The 21,134-nt window shown below is 38.3% G+C and carries 40 protein-coding genes; 19 read left to right on the top strand and 21 right to left on the bottom strand.

Annotated elements, in window-relative coordinates; all coding sequences use genetic code 11:
- Positions 1-139 precede the first annotated feature (139 nt).
- The 14 genes from DK865_RS04160 to DK865_RS04100 form a co-directional block, all read right to left on the bottom strand.
- Positions 140-385: a hypothetical protein gene (locus DK865_RS04160; RefSeq protein WP_109391298.1), complete on the bottom strand. Its 246-nt coding sequence runs from the start codon at positions 383-385 to the stop codon at positions 140-142.
- Positions 378-566, bottom strand: coding sequence for a hypothetical protein (locus DK865_RS04155; protein WP_109391297.1), 189 nt, complete (start codon positions 564-566; stop codon positions 378-380). The genes DK865_RS04160 and DK865_RS04155 overlap by 8 nt, the downstream gene beginning before the upstream one ends.
- Positions 567-600: 34 nt before the next feature.
- The gene (locus DK865_RS04150) at positions 601-1,272 is read right to left on the bottom strand and encodes a hypothetical protein (protein ID WP_109391296.1); all 672 of its coding nucleotides are present in this window, start codon (positions 1,270-1,272) and stop codon (positions 601-603) included.
- A 69-nt stretch (positions 1,273-1,341) separates the two neighbouring features.
- Positions 1,342-1,872 (bottom strand): hypothetical protein, encoded by a 531-nt coding sequence (locus DK865_RS04145; protein ID WP_109391295.1) that lies wholly within the window; start codon positions 1,870-1,872, stop codon positions 1,342-1,344.
- A 30-nt stretch (positions 1,873-1,902) separates the two neighbouring features.
- Entirely contained in the window at positions 1,903-2,121 is a 219-nt protein-coding gene (locus tag DK865_RS04140) for a hypothetical protein (RefSeq protein WP_109391294.1), read from the bottom strand.
- 38 nt (positions 2,122-2,159) lie between these two features.
- Positions 2,160-2,306 carry a hypothetical protein gene (locus tag DK865_RS04135; RefSeq protein WP_157849597.1) on the bottom strand — a complete coding sequence of 49 codons (147 nt, stop codon included), beginning with the start codon at positions 2,304-2,306 and terminating at the stop codon, positions 2,160-2,162.
- A gap of 123 nt (positions 2,307-2,429) precedes the next feature.
- Positions 2,430-2,984 carry a hypothetical protein gene (locus tag DK865_RS04130; RefSeq protein WP_109391293.1) on the bottom strand — a complete coding sequence of 185 codons (555 nt, stop codon included), beginning with the start codon at positions 2,982-2,984 and terminating at the stop codon, positions 2,430-2,432.
- 12 nt (positions 2,985-2,996) lie between these two features.
- The gene (locus DK865_RS04125; protein ID WP_109391292.1) at positions 2,997-3,470 is read right to left on the bottom strand and encodes a single-stranded DNA-binding protein; all 474 of its coding nucleotides are present in this window, start codon (positions 3,468-3,470) and stop codon (positions 2,997-2,999) included.
- On the bottom strand, positions 3,460-4,158 hold the full coding sequence (locus DK865_RS04120; protein WP_109391291.1) for a lambda exonuclease family protein: 699 nt from the start codon (positions 4,156-4,158) through the stop codon (positions 3,460-3,462). Before DK865_RS04120 ends, DK865_RS04125 begins: the two co-directional genes overlap by 11 nt.
- The gene (locus tag DK865_RS04115) at positions 4,155-5,081 is read right to left on the bottom strand and encodes a recombinase RecT (RefSeq protein WP_036970040.1); all 927 of its coding nucleotides are present in this window, start codon (positions 5,079-5,081) and stop codon (positions 4,155-4,157) included. Before DK865_RS04115 ends, DK865_RS04120 begins: the two co-directional genes overlap by 4 nt.
- Positions 5,078-5,272 (bottom strand): hypothetical protein, encoded by a 195-nt coding sequence (locus DK865_RS04110; protein WP_162556606.1) that lies wholly within the window; start codon positions 5,270-5,272, stop codon positions 5,078-5,080. The genes DK865_RS04115 and DK865_RS04110 overlap by 4 nt, the downstream gene beginning before the upstream one ends.
- A gap of 23 nt (positions 5,273-5,295) precedes the next feature.
- Positions 5,296-5,550: a hypothetical protein gene (locus DK865_RS04105; RefSeq protein ID WP_109391290.1), complete on the bottom strand. Its 255-nt coding sequence runs from the start codon at positions 5,548-5,550 to the stop codon at positions 5,296-5,298.
- Between the two features lie 7 nt (positions 5,551-5,557).
- Complete coding sequence (locus DK865_RS18720; RefSeq protein ID WP_171455270.1) at positions 5,558-5,713, bottom strand: hypothetical protein; 156 nt, start codon at positions 5,711-5,713, stop codon at positions 5,558-5,560.
- 53 nt (positions 5,714-5,766) lie between these two features.
- Positions 5,767-6,675 (bottom strand): cell envelope biogenesis protein TolA, encoded by a 909-nt coding sequence (locus DK865_RS04100; protein WP_109391289.1) that lies wholly within the window; start codon positions 6,673-6,675, stop codon positions 5,767-5,769.
- 201 nt (positions 6,676-6,876) lie between these two features.
- Here DK865_RS04100 and DK865_RS04095 point away from each other — a divergent pair, with 201 nt between their 5' ends.
- Positions 6,877-7,374, top strand: coding sequence for a hypothetical protein (locus DK865_RS04095; protein ID WP_109391288.1), 498 nt, complete (start codon positions 6,877-6,879; stop codon positions 7,372-7,374).
- A 21-nt stretch (positions 7,375-7,395) separates the two neighbouring features.
- Here DK865_RS04095 and DK865_RS04090 read toward each other — a convergent pair whose 3' ends face one another.
- The 3 genes from DK865_RS04090 to DK865_RS04080 form a co-directional block, all read right to left on the bottom strand.
- Positions 7,396-7,683 (bottom strand): hypothetical protein, encoded by a 288-nt coding sequence (locus tag DK865_RS04090; RefSeq protein WP_109391287.1) that lies wholly within the window; start codon positions 7,681-7,683, stop codon positions 7,396-7,398.
- A 343-nt stretch (positions 7,684-8,026) separates the two neighbouring features.
- Positions 8,027-8,434: a hypothetical protein gene (locus tag DK865_RS04085; RefSeq protein WP_109391286.1), complete on the bottom strand. Its 408-nt coding sequence runs from the start codon at positions 8,432-8,434 to the stop codon at positions 8,027-8,029.
- A gap of 26 nt (positions 8,435-8,460) precedes the next feature.
- Positions 8,461-9,156, bottom strand: a complete 696-nt coding sequence (locus DK865_RS04080) for a LexA family protein (protein WP_228407726.1) — start codon at positions 9,154-9,156, stop codon at positions 8,461-8,463.
- A 60-nt stretch (positions 9,157-9,216) separates the two neighbouring features.
- On the opposite strand from DK865_RS04080, the gene DK865_RS04075 reads away from it, so the two are divergent.
- The 6 genes from DK865_RS04075 (at position 9,217) to DK865_RS04050 (ending at position 12,939) form a co-directional block, all read left to right on the top strand.
- Positions 9,217-9,444, top strand: a complete 228-nt coding sequence (locus DK865_RS04075) for a helix-turn-helix domain-containing protein (RefSeq protein ID WP_109391285.1) — start codon at positions 9,217-9,219, stop codon at positions 9,442-9,444.
- Positions 9,445-9,576: 132 nt separating this feature from the next.
- Entirely contained in the window at positions 9,577-9,918 is a 342-nt protein-coding gene (locus DK865_RS04070) for a CII family transcriptional regulator (RefSeq protein WP_109391284.1), read from the top strand.
- A 133-nt stretch (positions 9,919-10,051) separates the two neighbouring features.
- Positions 10,052-10,873 carry a replication protein gene (locus tag DK865_RS18795; protein ID WP_228407725.1) on the top strand — a complete coding sequence of 274 codons (822 nt, stop codon included), beginning with the start codon at positions 10,052-10,054 and terminating at the stop codon, positions 10,871-10,873.
- Positions 10,873-11,598, top strand: coding sequence for an ATP-binding protein (locus tag DK865_RS04060; protein WP_109391283.1), 726 nt, complete (start codon positions 10,873-10,875; stop codon positions 11,596-11,598). The genes DK865_RS18795 and DK865_RS04060 overlap by 1 nt, the downstream gene beginning before the upstream one ends.
- A 17-nt stretch (positions 11,599-11,615) precedes the next feature.
- The gene (gene rdgC, locus DK865_RS04055) at positions 11,616-12,527 is read left to right on the top strand and encodes a recombination-associated protein RdgC (protein WP_109391282.1); all 912 of its coding nucleotides are present in this window, start codon (positions 11,616-11,618) and stop codon (positions 12,525-12,527) included.
- A 19-nt stretch (positions 12,528-12,546) separates the two neighbouring features.
- Positions 12,547-12,939 (top strand): ASCH domain-containing protein, encoded by a 393-nt coding sequence (locus DK865_RS04050; protein ID WP_109391281.1) that lies wholly within the window; start codon positions 12,547-12,549, stop codon positions 12,937-12,939.
- Between the two features lie 20 nt (positions 12,940-12,959).
- Here the strand turns inward: DK865_RS04050 and DK865_RS04045 are convergent, their stop codons facing one another.
- Positions 12,960-13,952: a DUF4238 domain-containing protein gene (locus tag DK865_RS04045; RefSeq protein ID WP_109391280.1), complete on the bottom strand. Its 993-nt coding sequence runs from the start codon at positions 13,950-13,952 to the stop codon at positions 12,960-12,962.
- Positions 13,953-14,370: 418 nt separating this feature from the next.
- Here DK865_RS04045 and DK865_RS04040 point away from each other — a divergent pair, with 418 nt between their 5' ends.
- From DK865_RS04040 to DK865_RS18605, 4 genes are read left to right on the top strand one after another with little or no spacing between them, the layout of a single operon-like run.
- The gene (locus DK865_RS04040) at positions 14,371-14,550 is read left to right on the top strand and encodes a DUF7167 family protein (protein ID WP_109391279.1); all 180 of its coding nucleotides are present in this window, start codon (positions 14,371-14,373) and stop codon (positions 14,548-14,550) included.
- Between the two features lie 15 nt (positions 14,551-14,565).
- The gene (locus DK865_RS04035; RefSeq protein WP_109391278.1) at positions 14,566-15,009 is read left to right on the top strand and encodes a recombination protein NinB; all 444 of its coding nucleotides are present in this window, start codon (positions 14,566-14,568) and stop codon (positions 15,007-15,009) included.
- The gene (locus DK865_RS04030) at positions 15,002-15,184 is read left to right on the top strand and encodes a hypothetical protein (RefSeq protein WP_109391277.1); all 183 of its coding nucleotides are present in this window, start codon (positions 15,002-15,004) and stop codon (positions 15,182-15,184) included. Before DK865_RS04035 ends, DK865_RS04030 begins: the two co-directional genes overlap by 8 nt.
- The gene (locus DK865_RS18605; RefSeq protein ID WP_162556605.1) at positions 15,184-15,327 is read left to right on the top strand and encodes a hypothetical protein; all 144 of its coding nucleotides are present in this window, start codon (positions 15,184-15,186) and stop codon (positions 15,325-15,327) included. The genes DK865_RS04030 and DK865_RS18605 overlap by 1 nt, the downstream gene beginning before the upstream one ends.
- Positions 15,328-15,355: 28 nt before the next feature.
- On the opposite strand, the gene DK865_RS04025 is transcribed toward DK865_RS18605, so the two are convergent.
- Positions 15,356-15,661, bottom strand: a complete 306-nt coding sequence (locus DK865_RS04025; RefSeq protein WP_109391276.1) for a hypothetical protein — start codon at positions 15,659-15,661, stop codon at positions 15,356-15,358.
- 28 nt (positions 15,662-15,689) lie between these two features.
- Between DK865_RS04025 and DK865_RS04020 the strand changes: the two genes are divergently transcribed.
- Positions 15,690-16,283 carry a recombination protein NinG gene (locus DK865_RS04020; protein ID WP_109391275.1) on the top strand — a complete coding sequence of 198 codons (594 nt, stop codon included), beginning with the start codon at positions 15,690-15,692 and terminating at the stop codon, positions 16,281-16,283.
- A 201-nt stretch (positions 16,284-16,484) separates the two neighbouring features.
- Complete coding sequence (locus tag DK865_RS04010) at positions 16,485-16,988, top strand: antiterminator Q family protein (RefSeq protein ID WP_036969493.1); 504 nt, start codon at positions 16,485-16,487, stop codon at positions 16,986-16,988.
- A gap of 110 nt (positions 16,989-17,098) precedes the next feature.
- Here DK865_RS04010 and DK865_RS04005 read toward each other — a convergent pair whose 3' ends face one another.
- Positions 17,099-17,557: a hypothetical protein gene (locus DK865_RS04005; protein ID WP_109391274.1), complete on the bottom strand. Its 459-nt coding sequence runs from the start codon at positions 17,555-17,557 to the stop codon at positions 17,099-17,101.
- A gap of 189 nt (positions 17,558-17,746) precedes the next feature.
- On the opposite strand from DK865_RS04005, the gene DK865_RS04000 reads away from it, so the two are divergent.
- The 6 genes from DK865_RS04000 (at position 17,747) to DK865_RS03970 (ending at position 20,788) form a co-directional block, all read left to right on the top strand.
- Positions 17,747-18,064, top strand: a complete 318-nt coding sequence (locus tag DK865_RS04000) for a phage holin, lambda family (RefSeq protein WP_109391273.1) — start codon at positions 17,747-17,749, stop codon at positions 18,062-18,064.
- The gene (locus DK865_RS03995) at positions 18,057-18,461 is read left to right on the top strand and encodes a structural protein (RefSeq protein ID WP_109391272.1); all 405 of its coding nucleotides are present in this window, start codon (positions 18,057-18,059) and stop codon (positions 18,459-18,461) included. Before DK865_RS04000 ends, DK865_RS03995 begins: the two co-directional genes overlap by 8 nt.
- Positions 18,458-18,907 (top strand): lysis protein, encoded by a 450-nt coding sequence (locus DK865_RS03990; RefSeq protein ID WP_109391271.1) that lies wholly within the window; start codon positions 18,458-18,460, stop codon positions 18,905-18,907. The genes DK865_RS03995 and DK865_RS03990 overlap by 4 nt, the downstream gene beginning before the upstream one ends.
- Complete coding sequence (locus DK865_RS03985; protein WP_109391270.1) at positions 18,904-19,197, top strand: hypothetical protein; 294 nt, start codon at positions 18,904-18,906, stop codon at positions 19,195-19,197. Before DK865_RS03990 ends, DK865_RS03985 begins: the two co-directional genes overlap by 4 nt.
- 624 nt (positions 19,198-19,821) lie before the next feature.
- Complete coding sequence (locus tag DK865_RS03975; protein WP_194295178.1) at positions 19,822-20,388, top strand: Rha family transcriptional regulator; 567 nt, start codon at positions 19,822-19,824, stop codon at positions 20,386-20,388.
- A gap of 181 nt (positions 20,389-20,569) precedes the next feature.
- Entirely contained in the window at positions 20,570-20,788 is a 219-nt protein-coding gene (locus DK865_RS03970) for a hypothetical protein (RefSeq protein WP_109391268.1), read from the top strand.
- Positions 20,789-20,883: 95 nt separating this feature from the next.
- Here the strand turns inward: DK865_RS03970 and DK865_RS03965 are convergent, their stop codons facing one another.
- On the bottom strand, positions 20,884-21,114 hold the full coding sequence (locus DK865_RS03965) for a hypothetical protein (protein WP_109391267.1): 231 nt from the start codon (positions 21,112-21,114) through the stop codon (positions 20,884-20,886).
- Between the last annotated feature and the right edge of the window lie 20 nt (positions 21,115-21,134).

Below are 21,134 nucleotides of genomic sequence, written 5' to 3'. Positions count from 1 at the left end.
CAACCTCAACATTCCTCACTGACATTAAATATTCAGCACGTTTATTGCATTCCGATTGCGTATATATATCTTCCGTTACAGGTACAGCAGAACCCTGTATTAGTATGAGTAATACATATCCGATTATTTGCATGGTTATTTAATCTAATTTATAGAGTGGTATATTTATTTTTTCACTTCTTTCTTCATTAAGATGGGTATATCCATATTCCTTGATATTATCAAAACTGCATTCCATTATATAACCAACAGGCTTTAAGCTACTAATGCGCAATAGCTCATCGCATACATCAATTATTTCTTGCCAGTTATATTCATTAACTTCCTCACCAGCATTTATTTTATTTTTTAAATATTTCGCTATCTGCAATATCTCATCATTCATTTTTTATTTCCACCTCGTCGCCGATTAATATATCTTTGCATTCAATCAAAGCTGCTCTATATCCAGCCTTAAATGCCATACGCCTAACACCAATTAAATGACTATCAGGCGGTGCTACTGATGGACTATAACCGTGAGACTTCTTAAACCATGCTTCAAATTCTTCATCTAATATATCCATGCTTACTCCTGAATTTTAGGCATAAAAAACCCTGCTAGTGCAGGGTTGGAACCATTATTTTATTTATTTTTTTTAATCGTTCTTTTCTTTTTGTGAATAGTTCATACTTTAGCATTTTCCTTCTTTCTTTCTCTTCTATATTATCTGTTTTTCCATTAATTGCATTAAATCGCAAGAATACAGCGTATAATCTCCTTTCTAGAGTTATAGTTTCATCAATTAGTTTTTTTAGCGGTAAGTAGAGGTCATGACTTATTTTTAATGAGTCATTGCAAGTTTGACTCATCATTTGAATAATTGTTGAATTTATAAAAAACGAATGCAATTTTTTATCTTCATAGTTTGATTTTTTTATTATAAATGTATATGCGTCTTTTCTAAAGCGAAGAGAAACATTCTCTAATTTATCATCCTTTATGTCTTTTTCTATGTCTCTCAGTTTTATATAAAATTCTATTATTTTTTCTTTTTCTTCAGAAATGACATTACAGTAATGATCAAAGTTTTGTTTTAATTCCTTTTTTTTATCATTTTTCTGTAAAAAATAAACAATAATAGTAGTTACGATACCAAATGTAGACGTAAAACTGAAAAATGTACTCCATTTATTTTCATCACCAATATTCCAATAAAAGAAAATTGCGTAAGTTATAGCAATAAAAATAACAACACTCAACACTATGTATAACCACCATTTCTTACTCATACCCCCTCCTTATTTAAAGCAGGAATCATACTCACATCCATGTGACTAATCCACTGTCAAAATACTTCCTTAATTCACACTTATTTGCTTTAATGCTTCACGAACAGCGATTAATCGTGATTCCATTCTTATATATTTAGGGTTTGGAATAGAAGGCCAATCGCCATGCCAAGCATCATCAAATAAAGTTGTTAATTTTCCACCTATAAAACTATTGCAACAATCATCTTTAACATTGTCGGATAGTTCGATTAAATCCCAGTATTCCCTTGCTTCGTATTGGTCTATTTCATCATCTTTACGTAGTTTGATAACTTGCTTTTTAGCGTATTCAGCATTTGCATCGTTATCAGCGTCTATCTTAGAGATTAAATTAGAATCTAATTTGCCTATCCAGTAGTGATTGTTAATACTCTGAATAAACTCAACTAGTGAGCTACCCATCGAGCCCCAAAAACAAGACCATGAATTGCCACATTCGCTAATTGTGACATGACCATTTTGATTATCGCCGTAGTCCTCAAGATAAACATGAATAGGGTCGTGACGCTCTACACCAGTTATTACTAACTTAGTAACTTGAGATTGTTCAACTTTCATATTCATTCCTCTTCATTGCATCCCTGCGAGTTAATCATCTATAACAGAACCAAGGCTTCTCTGGCACTCACCGCAAAAAGCCGTCTTTTTAGACTTCAACCTAACCCCATCCCACAGGTGAGTGTTATCCGCATCATCACCATTAAAACCATAAAAATAACTAGTGCTACCTGATGCTGTATGAATTACATAGAATGAATAATCATTACCGCAATGATGGCATGACGTAGCACCACTTTTTAATTTCATATCTATCTCCTGTTTGCATCCTTGCACTGAGTCCGTGATTAATCGTCGTTTGGGTTATCCCATTCGATATAAGCGCAATCTTCTGCTTCAACCGTTATCTGCCCTGTATTTGAACATCCACAGCAAGTAACACTATCGCCATTAAACACCTTCTTTCCGTCACCTTCTGTTGCGATGGTGCACATATCGTCTCCACATACATCACAGTTATTAAAATCTGTGGTATCAAATAATTTTTTCATGGTTATATCCTTTGGTTAAATCACATAAATAGTGTGGCGTGGGTAGGGGAGTCCGATAGGAGCGAATCACAAAGACTGGAAGAATGGCAATAATTCACTTTCTTCTATTTTGTAATCTGCCCATTTACTGGCTAGTGTTTCAGGTATTGAAATCATTGAGACGGCAGTTACAATTTCATTCGGCATCAGAAAAACATGCTCAGTTTCATTGTTATCATCAAGGGCGTATAGAACGAAGAAGTCAGCGGTATCCTTTTGTTTGTTTATGCAATAACCCCATCTTGGGGCTGCATTTTTAATGCCTTTCCCTTGCTGTTTTCGCCTTATTCTTGACGTTTTAACATCTATCGTTATATTTCCAATGGTGAAATCAATATCTGCTTGATACTTCAAGTCATTATTATCTATGGATATTGGAACTGCCTTCTTAAACTTTTGCTCACCAATAACCGCTATTCTATCTGTAACTGACCCATATCTAGCTTTATCACCAGTTACTGGATAATCCGCCTTCCTTAGCGTGCTATATACCGATTGCCACGGTATACCTAGCTCCATACCAACTAACTTAAGATTTTTATGCCGAGAGTAACTTTCTATACATAATTGTGTATTATCCATGCTTGATTCCTTCTAAAACGGGATCATATCGTCATCAAAGTCCATTGGTGGCTCACTTTGTGGTGCTGGATTCTGCGGTTGCTGTGGCTGACCCCATCCTTGAGACTGTGGCTTCTGGCTTCCTGCTTGATTACCACTGTTACCGCCTAACATCTGCATCGAACCGCCAATATTGACCACCACTTCAGTTGTGTATCGGTCTTGACCACTTTGGCCTGTCCATTTACGTGTTTGCAGAGAACCTTCTATGTATACCTGACTTCCTTTTCTCAGATATTCACCTGCAATTTCGGCTAATTTTCCGAAGATGCACACTCGATGCCACTCAGTCCGATCCTTCATTTCACCAGTTTGTTTATCACGCCACGATTCCGATGTGGCTAGTGTGAGATTAGCGACTGCGCCACCTGATGGCATATAACGGATTTCTGGATCCTGCCCCAAGTGGCCGATGAGAATAACTTTGTTAACGCCTTTACTTGCCATATACACTCCATTGATTGCCAAATTTAATGCCTAACTTGTTTAACCCCTGATCCATTACTTCGATGAACTCAGGCACTAACTCGTCGAATTCTTTCATCATTTTTTCGTCACGCTCAACAGGGAAATATGCGATTTCTTTCCCTGCCGGCATGCGTGGGTCAAAATTTGCAAAGTGCCAGATATCCTTACCTGTAACCCACATGGAATATTGAACTTGAGCCACATATTCCTTTTTCATTGCATCGATTCCATTCAATGCTAAGTCTATAAATACGTCCGTGTTATTAGGGCATTTAAGCTCTAATCCAGAGCCATCACTGCAAATGCCGTCTGGTGAGCAAGCTATCCGTAGTTGATCATCTTTGAATATTATTGGCACTTCCTTTGCCGTTAATCCGGTGTAAAACTCGAATGTCATCCTTGCTTCTAATTCGTAGTTTTTACCCCATTCCAGCGTCCTCGCTGATACCTCCTTGTAAACTCCCGTGCAGACTTCACCAATAAGGGTGTTTAAATATGTTTTCTTTGTGTCTGACCATTTAGTGCCTGATCTTGGCTTAGAGATAACTTTCCATGCCTCAGAGGCAGTTACTACGCCAAGCCTGATAGACATCCATTCTTCGCTTCCTTGCTCTACTTTGGTTAAATCGATGCCTGTTTTGCTTAGAATGATGTCATTACTAATCATTTCCCTTCTGCCTTTTTCCTTAGCATGTCGATAATGGTATTGGCTTCAAATGCGGTTAATTGCTCTGGATGGGATATTTGATGGTTGAATTTTTTACTAATGAATGTGAAGAATGCGTCACTCCATTCGCCATTAACTTTAAGCATCAAGTCCGTGATAGCCTTTAATTGATCCTCACTTGCTGGCGTTATGTCCTTTGGTTCTTGTTGCTCGTTCCCAAAATCAATACCTTCTCCAGCCTCAGTATTAACATAGTCAATAGCCTTATCTAAACGTTCTCTGCGAGGCCAGTATTTAGCAGCCTGTTTCACTACTGTTTTTAGAATCATCTGCTCTTCGTCAGTTACCCAAGGACACGATTTTTTCTTTGATATCCAAGCTTTCCATGCAGTTGATCTGTCACGTATTGCGTAAATATCAGCAATAGCCATTGTGTGAGTTAGATAGTCTCCATCTTCTGTCTTTACTACAGTGTAAGCCCCAACAATCTCACCTCTTTGCTCCTGAGTGGCAAAGGCGTTGTATTCGTGACGAGGTGCGGTATCTATTGATGTGAGTTGAAAATTATCATTTTGTCGAACGATGCTTGATTGACACCACTTAATAGCCTGTGATTGTTGAGCAATATGCATCAATCCCATGTAACTGATATCGAGACATACTTTCTTGTCTCTAGGAACTAGGTAAGCCAACTTTTGCGCTGGGTTTAAACTAATTCCGATAGCTGATACATTCATGATCGCACTACGAACTGACACAAGATTATTAACTGCAACATTTGCCAGATAATCATTGTTCGCGAATATTTGCATGGCAAATTCAGATTCCCTTTTGAATGCAATGCTTGGCTCGCTACACACTTGTTCGAACTCATTTTTAAGAGGATTTACAACCTCATATATTTTTTGAACTGCATTTGTCACGACATCCTCCTACGTTCCTGATAGTTCTTTAACTCCTTATAAAGACTATCAATTGTCATATCGAAAACGCTGTCACTCCATTGACTGGTAATGTCTTTTGGTAATCCATCAACCACGTTAAATGCGACATTACTTAACTCAGCGTCCTTTGCATCAATCCATGATGCTTCTTCTTGTCTTCGCTCTTCCATTGCATCAAGTTCATGATAAGGATTCACGCAACCCTCCTTAGCATAGCCAGTTTAGAAATAGGAGCATCCTTGCTTGCTTCACTGACAATCCTGTCAATCTCTTCCTTGTCGAACTGCATAATCCATTGCAGGGCCTCAACTGGGTCAATCTCCGTTAATCTAGCCAGCTCAGCGAAACTTCCTGTCTCAATACTAAGCTTGCTACTTTCATCAAATTCCATGACTGTTTTGCCGTCTACTACCCGAGTTCCGTTCGAGTAGCTGTATGAAATTTGCATAATCACCTCAACTTACAAATGTCGGTATTACGCCAACGGTTGTCACAATGACCACAGCTAAACTGAATAACCATGGGCTTGTACGTTTATTCTTACGTGCTTGAGGCGTAGTGATACGCACCGCCATGCAATCACGCATAGTGATGTAATATTCTGATTTCATTGTTACCTCGCTAGGTGAGCGATAGGGTGGTTATCTGGTGTTGGTGCGGTGGGTTAGTAGTGGATCTTAACGTTTGATACTAGGTTTTTAGCAATAGCAATAATGCAGTTCTTAGCACACTCTTCTGGAATACCAGCATCAATTAAATCTTGCATAGCTTGATTGTTAATTGCTTTCTGATGCTCCTTATCAGCCTGACGTTTAGCTTCTTCCTGACGCTTACGTTCTTCTTCTGCTAATCGCGCTTGTTCTGCTTCCTGTGCTTTCTTGCGTTCGGCTTCGATAGCTAATTGCTTCTCGCGTTCTGCCTTTTCCTTAGCTTCTTTTGCCGCTTGCTCTGCACGTTGAATAGCTTCCTGCTTTTCACGCTCTGCACGTTCGGCTGCTTCTTTTGCTTCACGCTCACGCTTAGCTAACGCTTCAATTTCTTGCCGTGCCTTTCGTTCAGCTTCGAGTCTTGCCTGTTCCGCAGCTTGTCGTTTCATTTCTTCTTCACGAGCAATGCGCTGGCGTTCTTCTTCAGCTTTGCGCAGATCAAACAATTCGTTCATTTGCAGAGCTTCTTCATGATCAACTTCGACTTGCTTCTTAAGCGCTTCGGCTTCTTCGCGAGCTTTTTCTTGCGCTTCCCATTCTGTTAGTGGTTTGCGAATTCCATCACTCAGTAAGTCAAGTTCGTCTCGAAATAGCTTACGTGCGGCATCTACTTTCTTAGGTAATTCTTTCAGGTCATTAACAACCAGTTTGCCAGCCTTATCAATAGCTGTTTTTGTTTGAGTAACTTTGTACGCCAGAGATGCAAAAGCCTTTCGGTTTTTAGCTACTGAGAAATCACTGTCGAGTTCTTTACGCTCTTCTTCTGCAAGAGACTTAATGTGCTCTAGCATCTGATTTACTTTTTCTGGCGCTGTAAATAAATCTAGCGCTGTCGCTTGTTCAATTACGACTAATTCATTTGCCATTTCCTATGTTCCTTATGTGCGTATTCCTCACTATTAATAGCGATATGAATGATTAAGTGGTGGGTTACTGCTGACCGAGGGCATTTTCTCCTATATTTAATAATGATAACAGATAGTTATTTTTGATTGATCGTAATAAGACCCATGTAGCATTGCTCTATTGTATTATCATTAATTCCATTACAATGTGAGGCAATAAGAATGACTTCTTTATCTGAAATACAACGCAATATCTTGATAGCACTAAATAATCGCAATTATCCAATGAAACCAATAAGCAATAGTCAACTTACTGAATTAGAGATACGTATTGGTAAGGATACATTGGCATGTAATATCAATTATTTACAAGATCAAGGTTTAATTAAAGATGGTGCAATTCAGTTAAGCGGGACTGGTAAATTCGTATATATCCTGCCTAAGATGGCTCTCACTTCAAAAGGATTTGATTATATAAATGAGGATTCCATTGGCAATGAACTAAATTCAGTGACTATTAAAATCCATCAAGACACTATTAATAAAATAGAATCTATGATTCATGATGCTAGTATTTCTGATGCCGAAAAGACAACACTCATCCGCTATATAAAAGAAAAAGGTGTTGAGAGTGTTATCGGAAAATGTATTGACATTTTGATTTCTAATACCGGTTCTTTTACTAAATTGCTTTCTGATCTAGCTAAAAGCATTATGTAATGGTAAGCCCATCCGTGGGCTTTATCTCGCCGTAACCCCGAACTCACTGCTCGGCTGTTTTGTTTTAACTCCTGAAAATACTGCTACATTAGGTAAGCAACAGTTATCTCCACTTGGATAATGCTTTGTTGGCTTGAGAGAGAGAACAGGGCGTTCTGGTTTCTCAACGCCAAATATTGAATCCCATATTTCTTCCACTGAGCGACTTGGAGTTTTTATCTCTTCACGTTTACGAGCTAGGAACTCAGCCCTGCGCTCATATCTACGTTGAGAGTAACTACTTCTTTCAATGACCTTTATCGTTGCCATATTTGCCTCCTAAGTGATCTTTGGTTGAGATTTATTGCTCACCAAAAACCACTCAGTGGTGATTCAAGAATGCCTGAATCATTTCTTCCTAATTGTTAAAGAGCTAAATCCGTTTACCTTTGGCTCCTTGCCTTTGATGAGTTATATATTGAACCAATAGTTCACATAAATCAAGAACCAAAAGTACAATATTTTATTATCATAGTGAACTTTTAGTATATTTTGTTGTTTTTAAAAGGTATTTATTTTTTGTAAATATTTAAAATTAGATCTTAATCACTAATTTATTTAGGCGGGATGAAAAAAATCCCTCATATAGAGGGATCAAATAAAGAGTATGAGGTTAGTATGATGTGCAGTTAACGGTAGAGCCTAATTTTGTACAGTTCGTTGTTGTTACTGGTTTCTTATAAATGTTTTGCTGTTGTTGCCATAGTAACAGGCTTTGTTGTGCTGATATTGCTCTAATAGCCGAAGCCCCATTATCTTGTCTTATTTTTTCTGGTCCATATTCAATAAGAGAATTATTTTTAAATATAAACTTATAGTCGGCTTTATCATAAGACCAACCAGACATAAGCCTGTTAGCATAAATTAATATTTCATAATCATTGCTTGACTCATTCCCATCAGGGTTACCCATTATTGATATAACATTGTCTTTACTCATCCCAGAATGTATTGATGATATTTTTTCACCTGTTACACATCCTGACAAAGCAATGATAATAATTAGAAAAAGTATTCTCAAAGCATCCTCTTTTTAATGATTAAAAGTTAGACAAATCGCATCATCATTTGAACTACAACACCAATAATTTTACAGTTACCATTTATAGTAATTGCGGGGTAGGCTGGGTTTAACGCTTTAAGATATTTAGCTCCATCCAAAACAAGTTTTTTGAATGTTGCTTCATTCGTATCAGTAAGCTTAGCTATTACCAAGCTTCCATTTATAGGCTCTCTTCCTGTATCAACTAGAACCAATGATCCTTCTGGAATACTGATACCTGTTGGCGCTGTCATTGAGTCTCCCTCAACCTTAAGCCAAAAAGCAGATCCCTGAACAGCAACTTCAGACTCATACCATTCATCGATCTCGCTAAGTGTATATGGCTCACAGGCTTCAGTCCAATTACCAGCCTGAACAAAGCTAATTACAGGGTATTTAGGGGCTGGTCTATAAGGTCTTGGATTACTAACATTTGAATTATTTACATTCTCCTGACCGTGTTGCAACCAGACTATATCCACTGAAAGTAATTTAGCTAACTTATTCATCACCTCCTGTCTTGGTAGTGATTCAGCATTAAACCATTTACTAACAGCCTTGGTTGTTACGCCAAGTTTATTAGCTATTTCTGTCGCTTTGCCATGGTCATCAAAACCAGCATCTCTTGAAGCCTGCGCAAGCCTCTTGGCAAATAGTTCACGCACGTTATTAATTTGTACCATACGTTCAATAATAAACATCTTGAAAGGAACTGTCAGTTCAACTAATATATGTACTGAAAGTTCATTAAGGAGACTTCTATGCACGATTTAAGGGAGCCAATTAAACAAATTGGCGTTGCAGAAGTAGCAAAGGCATGCGGAGTAAGTGAGCGAGCTGTTTATAAATGGATTGATAACGGTTTTCTACCAAAAACAGAGTTCTTTGGAAAAACTAATTATGCAAAAACAATCCAAACCCTATCCAAAGGGAAAATAAAAGCTGAAGACTTACTGGCTATTAGCCAAAAAAAATTACTTGCTGCTTAGTTTTAATCGCTCTTTAACATCACTAACCTGCTCTAGGCAATCTTGGGGCAAACAATCCGCTCATATGGAATGAGCCACGGATCATTACTGCTGTTCCCAATATGGGAAGTAATCTAAGAAGGAATTTAACAAATGGAACTATCAAACGAACGCAAATTTCGAGAAATCGAATCAAAAATCATGAAAGGGATACTTGTTACTGGCGCTAGAGAAGTAGCGAAAAGGACGGGTATTCACGAATCACAAATATCTCGCTGGCAATCTCAACAATCTAAAACGCAATTAAGCTTCATACAACGTTGTGCAAGGCTTTTAGTTGCTATTGGGTATGAGACACCAGATGACACGGTGATATTGCAAGGTGATGAGGCTAGAGCGTTAATTCAGATGCTTGAGCATATCAAGGCACCAAAAAGAAAAACCTCAACCACGGCGAATGGTGAGGCTTCTCAACAAATGGACTTAACCATTTAGACTAACAAATACACTGTATCAATAACCAGTATTAAAGGGAAGCTGATTTTGAGTTTCCCTTTTGCTGATACAGCTAATTAATGGAGTAATTATATATGAATTCTGTTTACTTAACAAACAGATGGAGGTTGCTATGACAGTAGTCAAGAACATTGATTTTGTTAACAAGCAACTGATACCAGACAAACCAGAGGTTAAAGTGGCTGATCTTGATAACGGCTACTTACGGGTAGCTAATGAAATTCAAGATGCTTTATGCGAACTCCAGTTAGCAGGTAGAGAGTGGCAGGTTCTTAATGCCATTATTCGGCTTACTTGGGGGTGGCAAAAGAAAGAAGACCGCATTCAAAACATCTTGATTGAAGAGAAAACAAAATTAGGACGCAATCCTGTATCTGAAGCGGTTGGCTCTCTTGAGTCGCGGAGAATAATTAACGTTAGAAGAATAGGGCAAAACAGATACATTTCTATCAATAAAAACACCTCAGAATGGGTATACACGAAAACAAGGAAAACTATCCCCGAAAACGAGGATAACCATCCCCGAAAACGTGTAGCGGTATCCCCGAAAAAGGGGATCACCAAAGACACTATACCAAATACAGTAAAAGATATTAAAACCCCTATATCCCCTAAACAAAAATCTACGCCTAAAAAACAAAGTTTCGATCCGCTTAGCGTAGATATACCCAGCTGGTTAAATCCTGACACTTGGAGAAATTGGGTTGGGTACCGAAAGGAAATTAAACAACCGATAAAATCTAAGCGAACTCTCGATGGGCAAATAAAACTTCTTACTGAGTGTTATGAGCTGGGTTTTTCACCTGAAGAAATAATCAATAACTCGGTTACTAACGGCTGGCAGGGATTATTCAAGCCTAAAACGCCATACCAACAACCTAATCGAATTATTCAACCTAGCCAAACTCAAGAATTCATACCGGAGAACTTCTAATGACAGCAACGGCAACACTGGCGCGATTAAAACGCATGATGCCAGAACACATCAAGCCAAAGTTCTCAACGGCTGAAGAACTTATGGCATGGCAACGAGAGCAGGGTGAAATTGACTCTAAGCGGATCGCAGATGAAAACCGTGTAACTCGATTGAATAAGATTATGGGGCGTTCTGGTATCAGCCCATTACACCAAGAATGCACATTTGATAATTACCAAGCCACAAACGCTGAACAGCAAAAAGCACTTCACAAAGCGAAAAAGTATGCCGAGGAATTCGGGCAGTCATTCGGTGGTTTTATTTTCAGTGGAAACCCTGGCACTGGAAAAAATCACTTAGCCTCAGCAATTGGTAATTACATCATTCAAAACGGCAAAAGCATTCTGATTGCAACACTACCAGACTTGATGATGAAAGTGCGTGACACCTACCAGAAAGACGCAAAAACAACAGAGTCAAAACTGATTGATGATCTGTGCGAGGTTGATTTACTTGTTCTTGATGATGTTGGTGTTCAGCGTGAAAACAAAAACGAGGAGTTAATTATTTTCCAAGTGGTTGATCGCCGTTTAGCTAACAAAAAACCGGTTGGAATATTAACAAATCTTAAATTTGATGAACTTGGTCGCGTTCTTGGTGAGCGAGTCATTGATCGACTGAGAATGGGAAATCCAACAACAATCAATTTCACATGGCAGAGTCATCGCCGTCTAGTTAAATAAATTCTAAGGAAATAAATATGAACTTTTTCAAAAATGCGATTGTATATCGTATGACTCGTGACATTCAAATTTCAGCAGAACAACTTGAAGAGGCATTAAAAACTTTAGCATTTACACCATGCAGTAGCCAAGATATGAGTCGCTCTGGTTGGGTGTCACCACTTGGTAATCACGGTGAGATGTTAACTCACGTTGCTGGCAATCAGATTTTACTCTGCCTCAGAAAAGAAGAAAAAATATTGCCATCGACAGTTATCAAGGAAACTCTACAAGGAAAAATTGAAAAACTCGAAAGTGAGCAAGGTGTTAAGCTGAGAAAGACAGAAAAAGCGACATTAAAAGATGAAGTCATTCACTCTCTCTTACCTCGCGCATTCAGTAAATATTCTCAAACTCAGATCTGGATTGACTTGGATAAGCAAAGAATTATCGTTGATGCCAGTAGCTTTAAACGCGCAGAAGATTCACTTGCATTACTTCGTAAGACATTGGGCTCATTGCCAGTCATTCCACTTCACACCGAGCAACCAGTCGAGCTAACACTTACCGAATGGGTTCGTAATAATGATACCCCAGCAGGATTTATGCTTCATGACGAAGCTGAATTAAAAGCGGTGTTAGAGGAAGGCGGTATTGCCAAGTTTAAAAAGCAAGATTTAGCTTCAGACGAAATTGCTACCCATATTGAAGCCGGTAAACATGTCACTCAGTTATCCATGGAGTGGAAAGAGCGTATCAACTTCACATTAACCGATAGCTTTATGCTTAAAAAAATCAGCTTATCGGATGTTTTGAAAGAGCATAACGACGACATTCATTATGACGATTACGCTCAACGATTTGATGCTGATTTCATTCTGTTTACTGGTGAATTCTCCGTGCTGATCGATGAATTAGTATCTGCGCTAGGTGGAGAATTTAAGGCTTAACACGCAAGAGGATTTTTAGATGAAAGCAATATCAATTCGTCAGCCGTGGGCGTGGCTTATCGTCAATGGTTACAAGGACATTGAGAACAGAAGCTGGCGCACTAAATACCGTGGTCAGGTTTTAATTCATGCGTCACAGGGTGTCAAAAAAGTCGAATACGAAAGAGCAAAGGAGTTAACGGAGCGTTTAGGGATTACTCTGCCTGATGCCTCTAGTTTTGAAACAGGCGGTATTGTTGGTGTTGCAACAATTACTGATTGTGTTGAACAAAGTGAATCACCGTGGTTTTTTGGTGAAAAGGGATTTGTATTAACTGATGCAAGGCCACTTGAATTTATTCAGATTAAGGGGAAATTAAGCTTTTTTGAAACAGGGATTGAGCCTAAGGAGGCATTTAATGCAGGGAACTAACAGTAAGTTCCCTTCTGTTTTTAATTGAATGCTGGTCTAGGTCCATTTCTATAGTTATCGTTATCGCTTATCATTCTTTTGACTAAATCAAAATTTTTATATTTGTTAAAGATATATTGCTCTGAATATATCACTTGTAGAGAGTTTAAAAATGTAACATTTTCATGTGATTGCTTCATTGTTGTATGGTTAATGAATCTTTTAGCGCGATTGGCAATATTTTGAACTTCTGTCGATATCTCTACACTTTTTTGTTTTATTTTCTGATATTCGCCAAACATACAAAAATACTTTTTCTTAATGGATGGACATAATAGTGCTAAACACAGAGTGGGTGAAATTGGCATATATATTTGAATCCCGGTTACATTTAGTCCTATATTTCCATAATGAGAATTTTTGTTTAAGTTACAAAATGAAATAGGGTTATCTGATATATAGAATGGGTTATCTTCATTTGTTTCATATAGATACCAATCTTTATCAAGTAATATTTTAGCTTGAGTTGGTGAGGCGATAACCATTCGTAAGAAAACGTGTTGAATTTCTTCGAGGGAATCCATTTCAATGCACTTTAAGATTTGCTCTGGTGTTGCTCCTATCGCCACGAGTTTGTCTGAAACTCCATCAATTAGGCCCTTTATTCTTTCTAATTCGCCATACGATCGCGCCCTTTGTATTGCGATAAAAATAGCCAGTTTTTCTTTATCTTTTTTAGATAATACTCTGATATTACGTTGTTCTATTAATTTGTTGAAAATTGGCGCTGCTTCTGATTCGTATATCCCCAACAAGGGTTCTAAACTTGCTTTTTCTGGATGATTATCAATATTATAAAATCTATTTCTTGTTGTGGCGTCAAAAACAGACTGCAGATATTCTCGGTCACTTTTTTTGTCAAAAGTATGTAACTGCTTTCTTTTCCCCTTATTTGAAAAGCCAAAATTATCTAATAAAAATCTAGGTACAGTATGCTGTTTTATCACATCAGTGATTAGACTTTTATCATCCATTCTTTAATTTACCTCGTAAGTGTAGTTTTAGTTTTGTGATTATATAAGAGCAACTATTGGGTATATTTTCAAACCTTATATGAAATGTTTTTGTGCCTGTGGATATGATTTTAACTTTCTAGATTGCTTGGCTTGGTCTGCTGACATCTACGGTTAAAACATTCCAGTAATACTTCGTTTGAGGCCTGATGATGTTCTGTTACTAGAAATTCGAGATATTCCTATAGTGATAATCCATACCATCGTCACGTTGTTATTCTTTTTTTTATGGACATTAACTTATCCCATATGGGCTGTAGCTTGTTACTGGCTGTGCAAGCGGAAAGTGAAGCACCCCATGAACGATATCATAGAGAACAACCCTAGCAGATGGTTACGAAATTTTAAGCCATAACAGCATGGAACAGGAGAGCTAACAGTGAGTGATAAGCAAATGCATTTGTACGCCCATTTATATTGTTCTAATGCGCGAGGGGATACTGAGTTAGGTATAACAGAGTCAGAATGGGAGGCTATGAGCGAGGACGAGCAACAGGAAATTATAGGTCAATACATGGCAAATATTGTTGATATATGGGTAGCTCCAAAGGAAGATTAAAAATAGGAGGCTGACTTGGAAAATTTCTGCTTACACGAATCAACGAAAAAGCTATTTGATAACAACGTAATTGAACTACTTAAATCCCACCCGAAACTCAGTGTCACAATCAAGCCATACAAACCCAAAAGAAGCCTTTCTCAAAACTCATTAAGCCATGTTTGGTACAAAGAAATCAGCGACTATCTGATTAATTCTGGTCGTGAGTTCTGCACTGAAGAATGGGTGAAAGAAAGTTTAAAGGCGACTTATCTTGGATTTGAGGTAACTGAATACACCGATGTATTAACAGGTGAAAAAACGCAAAGAGAGACACTTAGGCATACTTCAAGGTTAGATAAAGGTGATATGCATCACTTCTTACAGAGAGTTGAAGCGTGGGCATCACAGTTTGGTTTAATACTAACTACTCCAGAAGATAGTGAGTACATGAAATTGAAAAGGAAGCAGGATGAGTAAATCTTCAATTGCAATAGCTGGAATGGCATTAGCTATTGCATCAATGTCAACTCAAGTTGCTTTATGGGAAATTAATCATCATTCGCAGTTGTATAACTGCCCACAATCAACTAATCGCATCACTGGTCACGCAAAGATAAACAGAGCAGCCAAGAAGCGGAGGGCGAGAAAATAATGGCTAAGAGAAATAACGCATTAGAGAGCATGAAAAAGTGGATGGAATTCATTCCTCAATGCTTACAGCCACAAAATAAGCAAGTTGACGCCGAGGAGTCACAAGGTAAGCAAGTGGAAAAGAAGAGTAAGGAGAGACGGTGAACCATACATCCCCTTATCTGGATTCAGTTCAGTTCCTTATTTTTCCGGCGTCATAGCCAAGCGCTGCCAAGTATTCTTTTGCCTCCATAGCAACTCTGTATGAACTATGAACAGCAACAGAAACATCGAAAATGATATTGTCAGACGATTTGGTGTGTCCACTGATATAAACACGTATAGGGTTCCATCTGTAATTAATAATCTCACCTTCCTTTGGTCCATAGGTGTTATTCAATTTTTTTTCAACATCCTTACATCTCGATTCCAATATCATGAAATCAGACTTTGAAAAATTACCATTGATTGGGAATGATTCATCTCGCCCGTTATTCATTGGGTATTCCTTTTTTACTGAGGTGTGTATGCATAAAAAATATCGGCGTAAGTGTAAAATATGCCGAGAATGGTTTCACCCTAAATATGACAATATTGAATGGTGTTGCCCAGAACATGGATTTGAATTATCCGAGCAACGAAGGAATAAAGATAGAGAAAAAGCATTAGCAAAACTTAAAAAGGAGAACCAGGAAAAAGAACGAGAAGCAAAAGACAAACTCAAATCCCGCAAGTTAGCAGTAAAACCCCTCTCATATTTCACCAAACAAGCACAAACCGCATTCAACGCATTTATCAGAGAAAGAGACAAGGATGAGCCTTGCATCTCTTGTGGTCGTTTTCACAATGGTCAGTATCACGCAGGGCACTATAGAACCACAGGAGCAAATCCTGAGCTTAGGTTTGATGAAGATAATTGCCATAAACAATGCGCACCATGCAATAACCATCTATCGGGAAATATCGAAAACTACACACCTCGACTAATAGAGAAAATTGGTCAGGAGCGTTTCGATCGTCTGATGGGTTCTCATGAATTGCCAAAGTGGAAGCGCGAGGATTATGAGCGGATACGTGATCACTATCGTAAGAAGTTAAAGGAGCTGAAAGATGTTCACTGACTTAATCGCAGCTATTGAAGAATGTAGGTTTAGGGCATTAACAGAGCGCACTGGTGATAAAACAAAGCGCTATTTATCAGTTATTCAATTAAATAACGGATTCATGAAAGTCGTCGAAACTGTACAGGCAAAGAGATGTGGTAACCGGATTATGTACTCAGTCGGTTGCGATAGATATCACACAGTATTACCGGAGGCGAGATGAGCTATATCGGAGAAAAGGAATTAACAGATGAGCAATTTCGCTGGTTAGATGGATGGTTAAATCTGTGGGGAGCGTGGGTATATTCTGGTCGTATCGATATTCGCATGATCAACATGATTTATAAATTCATGCAAACAGTAGAGCCAAGTAAAAACCCATCAAGACCTATGTGCAATGACGATGAAGGAATGTTGATTTCTCAGGTCGTAGATTCAGTCATCGCCACTGACACACAAGCCTATGGAATATTACTAAGTTATTACGCTCATGGTTCATCTAAGCTGTCGATTGCATCTTACTATCACCGAGTTGCAAAACCACGCAAAATGCAAACAAGAGGGGGGAATAAATACGCCAAGCCATCCCATAGAACTTGCAGGAGAGAAGTTGACGAAAAACTCAAAGCTGCTCAGTGGTTATTGTACGAACCTCTGCGAAATGCAATGAATAATCGTAAACGTGTAGCTAAAGTAAAGAAAATAGCTGAACTTTGCTATTGACATTAATGGACAAATGGACAACAATTATAAGGTAAGTTGCTTTACGTGACTCTTAAGTTTACTTACCTCATTCAAGACCTCGCTTCGGCGGGGTTTTTTATTTTGTGCTTTTATGACAAAAGTCGTTTATCCCAGTACTCTGCAGCCTCTTTTATTAAATCCGACAAACACTGGAATTGATCGCCATTAATTCCATCGTTTAGTTTGACGAAAACATAATTTGCTTCAAGAAATCCACCCACTCCAAATGGTGCAGAAAATAACCCAGGAGTATCCTCTTGTATTATTTGACTTGATGATTTTATTGATGGTTTTCCTTGGATCAATTCACAGTGTTTAGATGCATTGCAGACATCTCTAATAGTTTTTAAAACGTAGCACTCGGATGACGAGACTCTGAAGCCAGCGCCTCCTGAGTTATTGTCATATAGGTAATCAATTATATGATGCATGGTTATTGATGCCAGCATTCCTTTTCTGATGCTGCATTTGTCATTCATAAACTCATCGATAGTTGGTTTAACTATCTCGATATAATATTTAGTCGCTCTTTCTTTATTTTCAGTCATTTTTTACCTGTTTTATATGGGTAGTGATATTAATCGGCATTGTCGAATATAACCCATTTATTAATGTGGTATCCAATCCAACTTATAAACAAACATACCACCACAGAATCCTGAACAAACAAGCGTAATCAGCGAAGAGATACTGTGTGCGGCACCTTATTAACTAATTCCTCCAAATAGGGGGTGAGTATGAATCATATGAAAGAAACCCCTGAGTTTTGGGATCAAGTATTCCAAGTTATCGCCTCTCATAAGGAGCAAGGAATTAGCGCGTCACTAGCAACTGGCATGGCAATTCTGCGTGGTAAGTACAACGGCGGTGGCTGGAAGAAAACGTTATTTGATGGTGCTATGTGTGCGTTGTTTGCATGGTTTGTAAAAGACCTTTTAACGCTACTTGGCCTTAATCATGAATTGGCATATCTGGCTAGTGTATTCATTGGGTATGTCGGTGTGGATGGATTAAGTAAACTCATTAAGGGTAAGGCAGGGCTGAAAAGTGAGTAGACCAGCACGCGGTGAACGTAATAACAACCCAGGCAATATTCGGCACGGCTCAAAATGGCAAGGGCTATCCGCACAGCAAACAGATAAAGACTTCTGCCAATTTGTATCACCTGAATACGGAATTCGTGCGATTTATAAATTGCTGCAGACATATCAAAAGAAATACGAACTAAACACTGTTGAGTCGATTATCGATCGGTATGCGCCACCAAATGAAAACAACACTACTGGCTATATCAATCGAGCAGCTAAAGATATTGGTGTTAGCGTAAATGAACCTATTAATGTTTCATCTAAACCGGTTGCTATTGCATTGGCTACGGCGATTGTAGGTGTTGAGCTGAGTTATCAGCCATACAGTCAGAAAGTATTTGAAGATGCTTGGTTGCTGTTATGAGTATTGGTAAATGGGTTCTTTTAATTGGCTCTGTGATTTGTGTTTTTTCACTTCAATACTTAGTTGTAAAAGTTGGCGAGTTGAGTAAAGAAAACCAATCGCTCACCGAGCAACTATCTCAACAAGTAAAAATCAACAAAGACTATCAAGCCCGTATCATTCGATTAAATCAACTCGATATTCGTTACTCACAGGAGTTAGCCAGTGCAAAGAATGAAATCAACACTCTGCGTGATGCTGTTAACTCTGGTAATAAGCGGGTGTACGTCAAAGCAGAGTGTCCAGCAGTCACCAAAAATTCCACCGAAAGCGGAAGCAATGAAACCACCGCACGACTTAACAAGGCAGTTGAACAAGATTATCTACGTCTCAGAGAAATGATAGTCGAGAACGAACAGAAAACTTTGTATTTGCAGAATTATATTAGAACGGAGTGTTTAAAATGAGTAAAGCAACACAGCCAAAAAATAGCGGTAAGCTGTGGGATTGGTTTGGATTGTCTTATGCATCATTCCTAGTCATGCCAAGAGTTCTCATGCATGAAATGCCAACTGAATGGCAAGATAAAATGGCAGCTTTATTGTATGAATACGATGAGACTTTTGATACATCATCAGTAGTCAGCTCAGTTTCAGTGTCTGGACGTAACAGTGATGGTAAGTTGACAAAATTACCTGATTACATCCTCAACTACCGACATCCTGACCGTGAAGAGATTGATAAACTCAAGCGTTAACAGACAAGAAAGCAATACGGGAAATTGAAGTAAGTAGATAAAAATAACCCTGTGAGTTTGGGCTCCCACAGGGCTTTCACTAGTATGTGTGAAAACAATAGATTACCAATATCCACTAAGCCAATCTGTTAATAATCAACGTAAGTTTTTAGAAAACAATCGCCTCGCAATAGCGGGGCTTTTTAATGGAGAAATATCATGGCAGCACAAGGTTTCGATAACCCAACTGAATTCCGTGAAGAACTGGATAAAAGCATTCCAAAAGAATAAAAAAAGCCCAGCATGGGGCGTGGGCAAACTAACAAGATATCAATCAAAGTATAGCGATGATTACTTAGTATAGCTTAAGTAAGTATATATACCAGTTTGGTTAGATAAATCGTTTATCCATTAAGGAGAGTGATCATATCTTGACTGCTAGGAACAGACTAGAAGTGGCTTAGCTGTGTATCGCTAAGCTGCGAACTCTACGCATTTCACCCTGTGCGCCACATGCACACACATCTAAAAACATCGAACCGTTATTTAGGAATGAGCCTTTGAGGAGATCAGTTATAGCTGATACTGCTTCGATGGGCTGGTTTCCTATGTGGCAAGGGTTCATTACTAAGTAAGGACAGTATCATGACAAAATTATCAGTCATCAATAATGCCGCATCTGAACAACCAACCATGACTAGTTTAGAAATGGTTGATTACATCAATGCAGATAGAAAGGCAAAGGCTGAGACAGAAGGGTTAAGTTTCCCATGCAAGAAGTATAGAAAATTACAGCATAAAGACTTTTTAAGGAAAGTACCTAAAGTGTTGGGTGAAAATCAATCAGCGAAATTTTACGCCGATTACATCGACAACAAAGGTCGATCATACCCGTGTTGTAAATTCCCTAAGCGTGAAGCTTGTTTGATGGCTATGAGTTACAGCTACGAGCTTCAAGCACAAGTGTTCGATCATATGACTGAGCTAGAAGCTGAATCAGGATTTGGATTTACCATCCAGCAATTACAACACATGCTAGCCGTGGCAAGAAAAGCTTCTGATGAAGATTCAAGTGATGCAGGTCGCCGATTACGCAAACGTCAAGATGATTTAGCTATCTTAAACCGTGCTGAAAAGTTAATAGGTGACATTAGCCAAATGGCATTAGGTTTAGTTGGCGGTGGCAAGTTATTAAATCATGAAAAGCAATAAATATTACACAGCTCAAAACTGAGCCAATTGATTTAATTAACATTTAACGATGAATAGGCCCTAGTGGCCTTTTTTATTGGGTGGAATATGTGATCTTTATAGCAGTTATTAATATGGCAGTTTGAATTTTATTAATTAGCCCAGATAACTATTAAACATTTGTTTTTATCAGGAGAAAGTTATGCTGAATGGCTATATAGATTTTGATAAGCTTGAGGGTGAAGATTACATCAAAGCTCGTAAGCGACTACTTGCAGTTCAGGCTGCTCTTGAGATTGCAAAAGCGTCTGCTGCCAGTGGTTCCGCGACAACAGGCGCAAAAATGGCTGGTGATCTTGGTTGGGCAAAACAAGAAGTAAGTAAACTAGCTGATGCAATTCAAGAAGCATTAGAAAGCTGAATATATTAATACTAGGCCACCAAAAAAGGTGGCTTTTTATTTGCTTAAACTATTACTAGGATAATTTAAGTCCAATCTTATTGTAGAGCAGAAAATTAAATTGATTTGCCATCAACCATAACAGATGTATTTGCATTACTGTTAGGGATGTAAATTTCCACTTTTTTCCCTGAGTCTGTTATCACTGTTATTGTTACTGATCTAGGTGGTGCACCAGTGTCATCACCAGTAAATGCCTCAACGATTTCTGATGAGGTTTTGTCATCGTTAATAATTGGCATTAAATCGCCATTAACTAATCCCGCATAAATTGTAAGATTTCCCATGTAACACCTTTATTAGAGAT

Source organism: Proteus cibi (genome assembly GCF_003144405.1).
GTDB lineage: Bacteria > Pseudomonadota > Gammaproteobacteria > Enterobacterales > Enterobacteriaceae > Proteus > Proteus cibi.
This window is presented reverse-complemented; position numbering and strand designations above follow the sequence as displayed.